General features: G+C 48.8%; 14 protein-coding genes. 10 read left to right on the forward strand and 4 right to left on the reverse strand.

Annotated elements, in window-relative coordinates; translation table 11 throughout:
- Positions 1-112 precede the first annotated feature (112 nt).
- Complete coding sequence (locus tag ACTTK7_RS11645; protein ID WP_462868256.1) at positions 113-964, reverse strand: YihY/virulence factor BrkB family protein; 852 nt, start codon at positions 962-964, stop codon at positions 113-115.
- A gap of 169 nt (positions 965-1,133) precedes the next feature.
- Here ACTTK7_RS11645 and ACTTK7_RS11650 point away from each other — a divergent pair, with 169 nt between their 5' ends.
- Positions 1,134-1,406, forward strand: a complete 273-nt coding sequence (locus ACTTK7_RS11650; protein ID WP_462868257.1) for a DUF3219 family protein — start codon at positions 1,134-1,136, stop codon at positions 1,404-1,406.
- A gap of 22 nt (positions 1,407-1,428) precedes the next feature.
- On the opposite strand, the gene ACTTK7_RS11655 is transcribed toward ACTTK7_RS11650, so the two are convergent.
- Together ACTTK7_RS11655 and ACTTK7_RS11660 are read right to left on the reverse strand one after the other, a co-directional pair.
- A complete protein-coding gene (locus ACTTK7_RS11655; protein ID WP_462868258.1) occupies positions 1,429-2,337 on the reverse strand; it encodes a sulfotransferase in 909 nt (302 codons plus the stop codon).
- 124 nt (positions 2,338-2,461) lie between these two features.
- Entirely contained in the window at positions 2,462-3,028 is a 567-nt protein-coding gene (locus tag ACTTK7_RS11660) for an LOG family protein (protein WP_462868259.1), read from the reverse strand.
- A 122-nt stretch (positions 3,029-3,150) separates the two neighbouring features.
- Between ACTTK7_RS11660 and ACTTK7_RS11665 the strand changes: the two genes are divergently transcribed.
- The 3 genes from ACTTK7_RS11665 to ACTTK7_RS11675 all read left to right on the forward strand — a co-directional run bounded on the left by ACTTK7_RS11665 (position 3,151) and on the right by ACTTK7_RS11675 (position 5,751).
- Positions 3,151-4,584 (forward strand): aminotransferase class I/II-fold pyridoxal phosphate-dependent enzyme, encoded by a 1,434-nt coding sequence (locus ACTTK7_RS11665; RefSeq protein ID WP_462868260.1) that lies wholly within the window; start codon positions 3,151-3,153, stop codon positions 4,582-4,584.
- Positions 4,585-4,590: 6 nt separating this feature from the next.
- On the forward strand, positions 4,591-5,238 hold the full coding sequence (gene tmk, locus ACTTK7_RS11670; protein WP_462868261.1) for a dTMP kinase: 648 nt from the start codon (positions 4,591-4,593) through the stop codon (positions 5,236-5,238).
- 87 nt (positions 5,239-5,325) lie between these two features.
- The gene (locus ACTTK7_RS11675; protein ID WP_462868262.1) at positions 5,326-5,751 is read left to right on the forward strand and encodes a DUF948 domain-containing protein; all 426 of its coding nucleotides are present in this window, start codon (positions 5,326-5,328) and stop codon (positions 5,749-5,751) included.
- Between the two features lie 34 nt (positions 5,752-5,785).
- Here ACTTK7_RS11675 and ACTTK7_RS11680 read toward each other — a convergent pair whose 3' ends face one another.
- Positions 5,786-7,120, reverse strand: coding sequence for a TolB family protein (locus ACTTK7_RS11680; protein ID WP_462868263.1), 1,335 nt, complete (start codon positions 7,118-7,120; stop codon positions 5,786-5,788).
- Between the two features lie 265 nt (positions 7,121-7,385).
- Here ACTTK7_RS11680 and ACTTK7_RS11685 point away from each other — a divergent pair, with 265 nt between their 5' ends.
- The 6 genes from ACTTK7_RS11685 (at position 7,386) to ACTTK7_RS11710 (ending at position 11,396) form a co-directional block, all read left to right on the forward strand.
- Positions 7,386-7,715, forward strand: coding sequence for a cyclic-di-AMP receptor (locus ACTTK7_RS11685; protein WP_462868264.1), 330 nt, complete (start codon positions 7,386-7,388; stop codon positions 7,713-7,715).
- A gap of 16 nt (positions 7,716-7,731) precedes the next feature.
- The gene (gene holB / locus ACTTK7_RS11690) at positions 7,732-8,721 is read left to right on the forward strand and encodes a DNA polymerase III subunit delta' (RefSeq protein WP_462868265.1); all 990 of its coding nucleotides are present in this window, start codon (positions 7,732-7,734) and stop codon (positions 8,719-8,721) included.
- 2 nt (positions 8,722-8,723) lie between these two features.
- On the forward strand, positions 8,724-9,539 hold the full coding sequence (locus ACTTK7_RS11695; protein ID WP_462868266.1) for a PSP1 domain-containing protein: 816 nt from the start codon (positions 8,724-8,726) through the stop codon (positions 9,537-9,539).
- 32 nt (positions 9,540-9,571) lie between these two features.
- Positions 9,572-9,940 carry a DNA replication initiation control protein YabA gene (gene yabA, locus ACTTK7_RS11700; protein WP_462868267.1) on the forward strand — a complete coding sequence of 123 codons (369 nt, stop codon included), beginning with the start codon at positions 9,572-9,574 and terminating at the stop codon, positions 9,938-9,940.
- A 98-nt stretch (positions 9,941-10,038) separates the two neighbouring features.
- A complete protein-coding gene (locus ACTTK7_RS11705) occupies positions 10,039-10,518 on the forward strand; it encodes a GNAT family N-acetyltransferase (protein WP_462868268.1) in 480 nt (159 codons plus the stop codon).
- The gene (locus tag ACTTK7_RS11710) at positions 10,515-11,396 is read left to right on the forward strand and encodes an aldo/keto reductase (protein ID WP_462868269.1); all 882 of its coding nucleotides are present in this window, start codon (positions 10,515-10,517) and stop codon (positions 11,394-11,396) included. The genes ACTTK7_RS11705 and ACTTK7_RS11710 overlap by 4 nt, the downstream gene beginning before the upstream one ends.
- The last annotated feature ends 66 nt before the right edge of the window (positions 11,397-11,462 follow it).

The raw sequence follows: 11,462 nt of genomic DNA on the forward strand, positions 1-11,462 counted from the left end.
CCAGAAAATGTTTACATGGGAAGACCACGGACGATGTGTTTCAAAAAGAAGTGTTGCGCTTAAATTGACAATCTAAGATAAGAAAAAACGGACTGCTCCTGGACAGCATGGCTCACGTTTCTTCCGTGGAAGCGGATGTGGTGGAGGATTTCCCGCGCCGGCGGTGATAAATAACGTTCAGTTCAGCACCGATCATTAAAATCATACCGGTCAGGAAAAACCAAAGCATCAGAATAATAATGCCACCAAGGCTTCCGTAGGTGGCAGAGTAGTTGCCGAAGTTGCTGACATAAAAGGAAAAAGCGAGAGATATCAGCTGCCACAGCACCGCGGCTGTGATAGCGCCCGGCAGAATCTCCTTCCATTTCAATGTTTTGTTTGGAGCAAAACGATAAAGTACGAGAAGAACAGCAGACATTATAGTCAGAGCGACGAGCCACCGGAGAATTTGAAACAGCAGCTCGGTTTGCGGCGGGAGGCTGACGACGGAATTGATAAAATCAATGATCAGGTTGCCGAATATAGGGAGAATAAGAGCGGCAGCAAGCGCAATAATCATGCCAAGCGTCAGTGCAATGGAAATGCCCCGGACTTTAATGAAGGAGCGCGTTTCTTCGATGTCGTATGCCGTGTTGGAGGCGTTAATGAAGGCGTTGATCCCATTTGAAGCGGACCATAACGCACCGATCAGACCGATAGTGAAAAGTCCGCCCCGCGGGGTTTCCACGATGCTCAGAATATTTTCCTCAAGCACAGAAGTCATGCCGCTCGGGGAGGTATTCTGCACAAGCGTAACGACGGCCTGGGAATCAATATTAAGAAACGGAAGAATAGTAAGTATTAAAATCATCATTGGAAAAATGGAAAGCAGGTAATAGTAGGATTGGGCGGCAGCAAGTAACGGGACATCGTCCTTTTTAAACTCGCCCATGAGCTCTTTGGCATAGGATTTGATGGTGTTCATATGTTTTACCCCTCTCTTTAAAGCTTGGCGATAAGTACTTATACAAAGCCTTTCCTTACCGTACCACCAGGAGAGCAGGCTTAAACTGCCGGGATAAGAACTGGACATAATTATTGTAACGGGAGTTTTTATAAGGCAGAATAAAGCAGAGAACAAAAGGAGGAAAACAATGATTTATATTAATAGCCATGCGTTTCAGGAAGAGGCGTTGTTAAGAAACGATCGTACGGAAGAAGGAAAACGGATCGTTGCATTTACGTTTCAGGTTACTCATGAGGACTATCACGATGTGACGGTATTGTTGTACGAAAATGACTTTAATGTGCAGGTGGGGGGAGCAGAACCATTTCGGGCGGAGATTCTGCAGTATTCCACAGATACGGTGAATCTTTATGAACCTGGGAGCAGGAGTCTCTACACGCTCGCACTGATTGAAAAATAACCGAAGAGCCGGGGCTCTTCGGTTAGCTTTTGGAATAATCTTTAATGTGATAGGCTTCGGCAAGCTTTTCATTGTCCTTCTGGTATTTCAGCTGCAGCACCTTTTGAAGGTTCACAGGGAGCGAGTACCTTTTATAATGAAGGGCAAAGCTCGCGTTGTTCTGCAGCAGCCGCCGCGGAGATACAATACCAATCTTCGGAATGTCGACAACGGGAATTTTACCGTTTGGATTCAGCGGTGTTTTAACAAAATAATTCAACTTGCGGGCGATTACTGCCTGCATGACTCCGTAGCTGCGGTTCAGCTTTGAGCGGTTGTATTTTGGAACACGGTCGATGCCCATATACTGAAGCAGCTGCAAAATTTGACCGTATTCATCATTGCGAAAGTTTTCATACTGCAGCAGGTAATAGTTATCCGGTCCGAAAAGCTCTTCTATTTTTTGGAGATAGCGGTAATAGTGATAGTGGTCCAGAATACCGTGGTCCTCCCAGTCCTTAAACAAAGCTTTGGCGCTCTTGTAACCGCCCTGATGGAGATATTGAACGTAAAGGGAGGTCAGCAGGTCAATCTGATCCCGCACCCCGACGATAATATGGGTATCATACGTATCTGCCGGAAACGTACGGCGGAGGTCTTCAAGCACCCTTAGATTGTTTTTTGATTTTTTTTGGGAAAATGGACTCCCGGAGAGGCCTTCATAGGAAATAAGCACCGGCTTGTCCGGATGCATAAATGCTTCAATATTTGTGCGAATGGTATAAATATTTTCATCACTCAGCCGTTTCAGCCGTAAATCATACAGCTCCTGGTCGATGCGCTTTTTTCGTATGTATTTGATTTCCTGTTTTAATTTGGGGTACACATTCTGCTGTAAAAACGTAGTGGCTGTCTTATGAAAACCGATATGTATAAACACTTTTTTTCGCATAGGTTCCTCCGCATAGTTTGTTTAATTATTATTATCATAACGAAAAACAAGAAGCTCCGCAAAGCGTTAATCCGGCTGGAGTAATAATGAATAAAAAAAGAGCACAGGCACAGCTTTATGCCTGTTACTCGTAGGACTTCTTTTCGAGCTCCGGATTTTCGCTGAGCTGCTGAAGAAGGTCTTCCGGGGTGTCAGAAACGATAATTTTATCGCGGTGGTCGGCAGGGAGAAAATGCTCTTGTTCCATATGGTTGAAAAATTGAAGCAGGTGATCATAATAGTGGTTAATGTTTAAAAGCGCACACGGTTTTTGATGCACGCCGATCTGGGCCCATGTAAACATTTCAAAAAACTCTTCGAGGGTCCCGGGCCCGCCCGGCAGCGCTATGAATCCATCGGCCAGTTCGGCCATTTTGGCTTTTCGCTCATGCATTGTAGATACTTTATAAAGCTTACTCAAGGAGGGATGGGCAATCTCCCGTTCCACGAGTTTATCCGGTATAACCCCTATAACTTCACCGCCGGCCTCGAGCGCAGCATCTGCGAGGCGGCCCATCGTTCCTACATTGGATCCGCCGTAAACCAGTGTGCGCCCGGAGGATGCTATCTCTCTGCCAAGAGCTGCCGCTGAATCTTTATATACGGGGTCGCTTCCAAGGCGGGAGCCGCAAAATACAGCAATGCTTTTCATCAGGCATCTCTCCTTTAATATCTCAATCATTGAATAGTATAGCACGAGTGAAAAAAGAGAAAGAACAGCCAAATTTTTCATGTTAAGATAAACAAGACAGTTGAAAAGGGAGCGTGATTGTCATGGTTTGCCAACAGGAGCAGCCTATTGTCCGAATGGTGCAGCAGCATATGGCCGGCCGGCCGGTAGCCTTTCACGTGCCCGGGCATAAAAACGGCACCGTTTTCCCGGCGTCGCTGGAGGAATGGAAAAACATATTTCCTTACGACCTGACAGAAATTACCGGGCTCGACGATCTTCATCAGCCTGAAGAAGGTATTGCAGAAGCCGAACATTTAGCGGCGGAGGTGTTTGGGGCCGGGAAAACGTGGTTTTTAATTAACGGCTCTACGACGGGAAACCTTGCGATGGTGCTGGCCGCCTTTTCTCCGGGAGACCAGGTGCTCGTGCAGCGCGATGCACACAAATCAGTGATGAATGCGTTGAAGCTTGCCCGTGTCCGGGCTGTATTTGCACGGCCGGAAATCGATGAATATACGCAGCTTTCCATCGGTATTTCCCGGGAAATACTGGCGGACGCGTGGAGCCATTACCCCTCGTTAAAAGGGGTGATCATCACTTCTCCTTCGTATGAAGGGTGGAGCAGTGATATATCGTCTCTTGCAGAGTTCGTGCACGGGCATGAAGGAGTATTGCTGGTGGATGAAGCCCACGGAGCCCATTTTGCAGCAAGCCCGCTGCTTCCGAAGGAGGCTCTCGCGCAGGGGGCGGATGTGGTTGTGCAGTCCGCGCATAAAATGCTCCCGGCCCTCACGATGAGTGCGTATCTGCATGTGTCCGGCTCCCGGGTTTCCCGTGAACGTCTATCCTATTATCTGGGGATGCTGCAGTCGAGCAGTCCTTCATATCTGCTGCTCGCTTCGCTCGATGCTGCCCGTCATTACGTACATACAATGCAGCATGAGGGGTGGAGGCCCGAACAGCTTTCCGCCCAAAAGCGGCAGCTTGAATCAGTCATAGGCAGCAGGCTGATACAGCCGCCGGAGCACGTGGCTGCGGATCCGTTAAAATGGATGGTGCCGGTACCTGAAGGATATACAGGATGGGAGGTGCAGGAAGCCCTCGAACAGGAGCACATCTATTCGGAGCTTGCCGGCAGCAGCTACCTGCTGTGGACTCTGCCTCTGACCAGTGAAAATATCAACATTCCTTTAAATGCAGTCAAGAGAGTATGGGAAGGGCTTGAGCCCCGGCATGTGAACAGGGCCCCGTCCTTTTCCATGTTTGAATTGTTTCCCCGTCTCTCCGAGGGCGCCTGGGATGAAGAGCCTGGCGGGGAAGAGTGGATACTGCTTGAAAGCGCCGAGGGAAGAACTGCAGCAGCGCCGCTGGTGCCCTATCCCCCGGGAATCCCTCTCTGGCTTGAAGGAGAAGACGTGGATGCCGGAAGAATTCGCTATGCCCTCGACCTTCTGCAGAACGGGGGACGTCTGCAGGGTGGCAGTCAAAAAGATAACCGCTTTTTTGTAAAAGTGAAACACAGGAAGAAAGGATAGAGTCATATGCAGGACACGAATAAAGGCAAGTTCATTACGTTGGAAGGGGGAGAAGGATCCGGCAAGTCTACGGTTATTACAGCGCTCGAAAGGTGGCTGGAGGAAGATGGATTCAAGGTGTTAAAAACGCGGGAGCCCGGCGGTATTCCGATTGCTGAAAAAATCCGGAGTCTGGTGCTTGAGCCGGAATATTCAGAGATGGATGCGCGCACAGAGGCACTTCTATACGCCGCAGCAAGACGCCAACACCTGGTGGAACGGGTTTTCCCGGCTCTGGCCGAAGGGGCTGTGGTGCTCTGCGATCGTTTTGTGGACAGCAGCCTCGCCTATCAGGGGGCAGCCAGGGGTCTTGGCATAGATGAAGTGGCAGCTGTAAATGAATTTGCGATCGAAGGACGTATGCCTGATCTTACGCTGTTGCTCGATGTAGATCCTGAGGAAGGGATAGCAAGGATTCAGCGGGCCGAAGAAAGGGAATGGAATCGCCTGGATAATGAAGCAGCGCGTTTTCATACAAGGGTACATGAAGCGTATATGGCGCTCGCGGAGAAATACCCGGCCCGTATTAAAAAAATCGATGCCGGACAGCCGCTTGAAGAAGTAATTAAAGAATGCAAAGAAAAGGTAAAGGTTTACCTGAACGTAAAAAGTTGAGCAAAAATACAAATTCAGTACATACAATAAAATAAAAACGGGAAAAGGCATTTAGGAAAATATTGCAGTAAGGAAGGAGCCGGACAGATGATTGCTATTTTGTATGTGAGTATCGCTATCATTGTTTTGGCACTTATCTGGTTAGTTATCGGTGTTGTTCAGGCTGTTAAAGCAGCATCTTCCCAGATGAAAACCATCAATGAAACAATGGAGCGGATTCAAAAGAAAACAGACGGCCTGATTAATGAGTCGGAAACACTGACCCAGCGCCTGGAGGTTATTAACGATTCCGTCAATCGGGATATGGAGACGATCCAGGAGCTTACGAATACGCTCAAGGGGTCCAAAGAAGCTGTAGGAAAATACCATATAGCGACGCGCGCTGTAGCTACCGAAACGCTTTATGAAAATCAAAAGCGTACGAAAGAAAATGAACAGGTGGCGCAAATACGTGACATTGGAGACACGGTGGTCGACCTGTACGCTAAATGGAAAAACCGTAAACAAGCATAGAAAAAGCAGCAGGGGCCCGCCCCTGGCTGCTTTTTTACTGGGAGGAAGCTCTATACTCGCGTATGGCCAGCCGGTACGATTGAATACCGGCGAACAGAAATAAAACACCCGTGCAGACAAAGAGCGGGACTACAAGTCCGGAGCAGATGGCAGCGAGCCATGGATAGGAGGTCTCTCCAAAATGGCAGAAGCCCCACAGCCCCAGGGCAACAGCAGTGCTTACCGCTCCGACCAGAAACGGGCGGTATTTTTTATAGGCAGCAATAATAAACCAGCCGCCAAACAGCGTGTAGAAAAAGCCAATTACATATACGTTGACTGCTTTCTGGGCTGCCCCGAGGCCTGCAGAGAGCAGCGAACCCCCGGCCTGGTTCATATTAACCGGAACTACTTCATCGGTCCCGGATTCGCTGTTTACAATACGCATTTCATACTCCGCGGGCTCCTCCGGCCAGTTTTTCTGGTGCATGTAGGCAATATCATCTGACTGATGAAAAAAAGAAGGAGAATCAATATTATTTTCATGGTCGGTTAATCTTTTGGCCTGCATATCTTCAAGATCATATAAAAACAGATCGTACTCGTAGCTGGACTCCTGGCTGGAAGCGACGTTGGTTGTATAGGCATAGAGGCTTTCTGACGGTGAAGCTGTCGGATTGTACAGCCCCCCGGGAAGGCTGTTCGCAAATTCGATATGCTCCTCATATACTTTATTGTTCAGGGTTTTCATTCCTACATGCATTTCATCATCGGGGCCTTCGGTATAAGTATACAGAAGCATATTGCCCGTAGCGTCCGGAGAGATGTTTCCCATTAAATATTTGCTTTCACTGGTGATTTTTTTGTAAGCTCCCCCGCCGGCAGGCATGGAATAGATGCTAAAGCCTTCCTCTGTGCTCCGGTCTGCGGATTTCCAGGCGTCGGCTGGCATCCCTAAAAAGTAAATGAGCTGGCCATCCGGCGAGTAGGCAGCATCACGTACATGAAGTTCACTGCCGGTTAACCGTTCATGGTGGCTGCTTTCTGTCTCGGCTGTATAAATAGAACGAATGGAATCATTTTGTTCCGATAAAAATAGAATATCCTCCGGTGAGTGTGGATGGAAAGAAGGAGAAAATTGTGGCTGCTTCAGGTCAGTGAGCGGCTCAGGGTTTTTGCCATCAGTGGTTGAGGTATATATTTTCTCCTGGCCGTCCGTGATATAGGTGAACGCCAATTTTTCATCAGAAGGACCGACAGACAAGCTGCTTCCCATTCCGTCAAAGGACCGGTAAGGGTCTTCTGCCTTGGAATAGCCAATAGCTGTGGAACTTATTAATAAAACAGCGGTAATAAGTACAGCCCGGATCAGCCAGCGGGGAAAGCGCATGAGTCCAACTTCCTTTCTTCGTTAATCTGATGGTTCGGTAATGTCATAAATAGGAAACTGTTACTTGAAGTATTCCACATTTTGCTGTCAGCTTCAATTACAGTGTGTTTATTCCCAAATATTGATCAAAAGGTCTTAGGCTTAAGTATTGAATTCAGCATTCAAAAAATGGCTGTTTCGCTGGTGTGCTTCACTTTTTACTGTATATACAGTAAAATAAAAATAATAAATATTGTGGATTTGGACGAAATAGGAGGTACGGAGCATGAAGCTGTTAGTGGCTGTGGTGCAGGATAAAGATAGTAACCGGTTGTCTAATGCGCTGGTGGAAGCAAATTTTCAGGCGACCAGGCTCGCGAGTACTGGCGGGTTTTTGAAAGCCGGAAGCACTACGTTTTTAATCGGTGTGGAAGATGAGCAGGTGGATGACGTAAAAATGGTCATCCAGGAAAACTGCAAAACCCGGGAACAGCTCGTTGCTCCTGTTTCGCCTATGGGCGGAAATGCGGATTCCTACGTTCCCTACCCTGTGGAAGTGCAGGTCGGTGGGGCGACCGTTTTTCAATTAAACGTGGAAGAGTTTGAAAAATATTAAAGACGGAGAGATTAACATGAGTTGGGAAGCCATGCAGAAAGAACAGCCTACAGTAATGTCGCTGTTGGAAAGAAGCATGAACAAAGACCGCGTGGCCCATGCTTATATATTTGAAGGAAAAGCGGGTGCCGGCAAGCGTGAAACAGCGCTTCTGATGGCACAGCGCTTTTTTTGCGTAGAAAAAAGCGGCCCGGCGCCGTGCGGAGAATGCCGGGAGTGCCGAAGGATCACGCACGGGAACCATCCGGAAGTAATGTTTTTACAGCCGGAAGGCGCTTCGATCAAAAAAGCACAGGTAGAGATGCTTCAAAAAGAATTCACCTACAAAGGAATGGAAGCCCGGTTAAAAATTTATATTATCGAAGCCGCTGACCGTATGACGGCCAGTGCAGCCAACAGCCTGCTGAAGTTTCTCGAAGAACCGGAAAGCCCGACGCTCGCCATCTTATTAACGGAGAATGCTCATTTTCTGCTGGACACGATTCAGTCCCGTGCTCAAAAGGTTGCGTTTTCTCCTCCCTCCGTGGAGCGTCGCCGACATTTGTTTCAGGAAAGGGAAGGCACAGGGGAAATTGCGGCCGGCCTGCTTGCAAAACTGCCTCATGTCCCTGAGCGTGAAAACGACGCAGCGCAGGCTGAGTGGATTGTACAGGGTCGAAATCTAGTGATACAATTAACGGAAGAGGTGCATCAGCGCCTTCACAGTGCATTATTGACACTGCAGGATAAATGGCTTGTACATTTTTCAGATAGAGAAGAACTGGACATCGGCTTAGATATGCTGCTTTTTTGGTATCGCGACCTCCTGTCGATCACATACGGTTCGGATGACATCACATACTTCGATCAAAAAGCGACGTTGGAACGAGTAGCCCTTCGTTTTACAGAGATGGAGGTCGTTGCCCGACTGCAGGCAATTTTAGAAGCAAAGCGCCGGCTCCGGGCTAACGCGAATGCGCAGCTTCTGATGGAACAGCTGCTGATCCAGTTACAGGAGGGATCATGACATTGCATGATGTAGTAGGCGTCCGGTTTAAAAAGGCGGGAAAGATTTATTACTTTTCCCCGAACGGCCATGACGCAAAGGTAGAAAGCTGGGTCATAGTAGAAACGGCCAGAGGAATTGAGTACGGGAAAGTAGTGCTTGAAAATAAGCAGGTCAGCGGCGACGACGTCGTACTGCCGCTTAAAAAAGTGATGAGGCTTGCCGATGAGGATGATCATGCCGCTGTGAGAGAAAATAAAAAGCTTGAGCAGGAAGCATATGATCTCGGCTGCGAAAAAGTCACGACGCACCAGCTGGATATGAATCTGGTGAACGTGGAATACACCTTTGACCGGAATAAAATTTTGTTTTATTTCACGGCGGAGGGACGGGTGGATTTCCGTCAGCTGGTGAAGGATTTAGCTTCCCAGTTTCGTACGAGGATTGAACTCCGGCAGATCGGTGTGCGGGACGAAGCCAAAATGCTCGGCGGCATCGGCCCGTGCGGAAGAATGCTTTGCTGTTCGACGTTTCTCGGGGATTTTGAGCCGGTTTCCATCAAGATGGCAAAGGATCAGAATCTTTCCTTAAATCCGGCAAAGATTTCCGGCCTGTGCGGCAGACTTATGTGCTGTCTGAAATATGAAAACGATCATTATGAAACAGCCAAGCGTGAAATGCCGGACGTTGGCGAGCATATTAATACCCCGGAAGGCAAAGGAAAGGTAGCCGGTATCAATATTTTAGAACGTCTCGTACAGGTGAACTACGCAGAAGAAGAGAGAGTATTGGAATTTTCGCTGGACGAGCTGCTTGATGAAGGCTTCATTGCAGGATAACAGTTAAACGGACGGAGAAGGTGGGGGTGCGAGTGGATAAAAAAGAAATCTTCTCCCAGGTGATTCATATGGAAGAGCGGATCGGAAGGCTCCATGATGAACTGGGAGAGCTCAAAGAACAGCTGGCGATGCTAATTGAAGAGAACCAGGCACTCGTACTTGAAAATCAGCATCTGCGTCAGCGGGTGGAAGACAGCGGTGAGGAGATTCAGGAAAAGGAATTAGCCGGAGGGACGTCCCAGCCGGGCCCGAGCCGCATTCAGACGAGCAGTATGGGGGAGGGCTATGACAACCTTGCCCGCCTGTACCATGAAGGCTTCCACATTTGTAATATGCATTACGGCAGCCTGCGGACGGACGGAGACTGTTTATTCTGCCTCTCGTTTTTAAATCAAAAATAAGGAACAAGCAATCTGGAACCGCCTGTCTGCAAAGACAAGCGGTTTCGTTTATATCTTCAGAATACAAAGTGATGCATTTTCAGCGGGGAGGGCATGCAATGATCAGACCTGTACGAGAGGAAGACTATGAAGCGGTGCGCCGGGTGGCTGAGGTCACGTGGGAGCATACGTATAAAAATTTAATACCGGCCCGGGCAAGAGAGGCGTTCATTGACGCTGCTTACTCGAAAAAAATGTTTGATGTTAAGCGCGGAGAGTCCATATTTTTAGCCGCGGTTACCGAAAGCGTTCTGATAGGCTATATTAACTTGCTCCAGCAGGAGGAAGCAGAGCTCGTAGCTCTTTACGTGCTGCCCGGTTATCAGCGCGCCGGCTGGGGACAAAGGCTGTTCGACGCCGGGATGGAATATATTTCTGCTGAAAAGAAAACGATGACAGTGTATGTGGAAGAGGGAAACACACGGGCTGAAGCTTTTTACGAAAAGCAGGGCTTCCGGGAAACGGAGCGCTTCACAGAATTGTTCATGGAGACGCCGTTAAAAACAATAAAGATGGAGAGAGAGCTGAATCATCAATGAGCGATATTTCAAAAACCATCAAAGAACACGTTCAGGCACGTACGGTGACCCTTCGGGACGGCACAGAGCTTCCGTCGCTTGGTCAGGGCACATGGCATATGGGAGACAATGCCGGGCTGAGGGAGCAGGAAATAAAAGCACTGCGCACAGGACTTGATTATGGAATGACGGTGATCGATACAGCCGAAATGTATGGCGGAGGTAAAGCAGAGCAGTTGGCCGGAGAGGCATTGGAAGGAAGAAGAGAGGAAGCCTTTCTCGTTTCCAAGGTTCTTCCCAATAACGCAGGCGGCGAGAAGCTTGAAAAAGCGTGCGAAGGATCGCTCAGCCGTCTCGGGGTGGAACAGCTGGATTTGTATTTACTCCACTGGCGTGGAAGCATCCCTCTCAAAGAAACCGTGAAGGGCATGGAAAAATTAAAGGCAGATGGAAAAATCAAACGGTGGGGCGTTTCCAACCTCGATACCCGGGAGATGAAGGAGCTGCTCTCGCTCGAGCACGGAGACAATGCTGTCTGCAATCAAGTGTTATATCACCTGGCCTCAAGGGGGATTGAATTTGATCTGATGCCTTGGATGAAGGAGCAGCGGATGCCGGTAATGGCATACTGTCCGCTTGATCAGGGAGGAGGACGTACGCTTAGGGAAAGCCGGACCCTGCAGAGAATCGCTGAGCGCCGGGGCATGAATCCGCTGCAGATTGCCCTCGCCTGGACCATTCACTCAGGGATGGTGTTAAGCATTCCGAAGACGTCCAATCCGGAGCATGTGCGGGAAAACGCCGAGGCGGCTAGTATTACACTGACAAATGAAGAAGTCGAAATGCTGGATCGTGCTTTTCCGAAGCCGCAGACCAAGCAACCGCTAGATATCGTGTAGCTGCCCACCGGCCTTTTCATATGAGAAGGCCGGTTTTTGTGCTGGATCGAGAGAAATGAGCTGCAG

The sequence above is a fragment of the Marinococcus tarijensis genome (assembly GCF_054971385.1).

Bases quoted from the DNA above. Each gene is read 5' to 3' on its own strand.
- ACTTK7_RS11705 (WP_462868268.1), top strand. From the start codon at position 10,039: ATGATCAGACCTGTACGAGAGGAAGACTATGAAGCGGTGCGCCGGGTG.
- ACTTK7_RS11655 (WP_462868258.1), bottom strand. From the start codon at position 2,337: ATGCGAAAAAAAGTGTTTATACATATCGGTTTTCATAAGACAGCCACT.
- ACTTK7_RS11650 (WP_462868257.1), top strand. From the start codon at position 1,134: ATGATTTATATTAATAGCCATGCGTTTCAGGAAGAGGCGTTGTTAAGA.
- ACTTK7_RS11680 (WP_462868263.1), bottom strand. From the start codon at position 7,120: ATGCGCTTTCCCCGCTGGCTGATCCGGGCTGTACTTATTACCGCTGTT.
- ACTTK7_RS11675 (WP_462868262.1), top strand. From the start codon at position 5,326: ATGATTGCTATTTTGTATGTGAGTATCGCTATCATTGTTTTGGCACTT.
- ACTTK7_RS11685 (WP_462868264.1), top strand. From the start codon at position 7,386: ATGAAGCTGTTAGTGGCTGTGGTGCAGGATAAAGATAGTAACCGGTTG.
- ACTTK7_RS11645 (WP_462868256.1), bottom strand. From the start codon at position 964: ATGAACACCATCAAATCCTATGCCAAAGAGCTCATGGGCGAGTTTAAA.
- holB (WP_462868265.1), top strand. From the start codon at position 7,732: ATGAGTTGGGAAGCCATGCAGAAAGAACAGCCTACAGTAATGTCGCTG.
- ACTTK7_RS11710 (WP_462868269.1), top strand. From the start codon at position 10,515: ATGAGCGATATTTCAAAAACCATCAAAGAACACGTTCAGGCACGTACG.
- ACTTK7_RS11660 (WP_462868259.1), bottom strand. From the start codon at position 3,028: ATGAAAAGCATTGCTGTATTTTGCGGCTCCCGCCTTGGAAGCGACCCC.
- ACTTK7_RS11665 (WP_462868260.1), top strand. From the start codon at position 3,151: ATGGTTTGCCAACAGGAGCAGCCTATTGTCCGAATGGTGCAGCAGCAT.
- tmk (WP_462868261.1), top strand. From the start codon at position 4,591: ATGCAGGACACGAATAAAGGCAAGTTCATTACGTTGGAAGGGGGAGAA.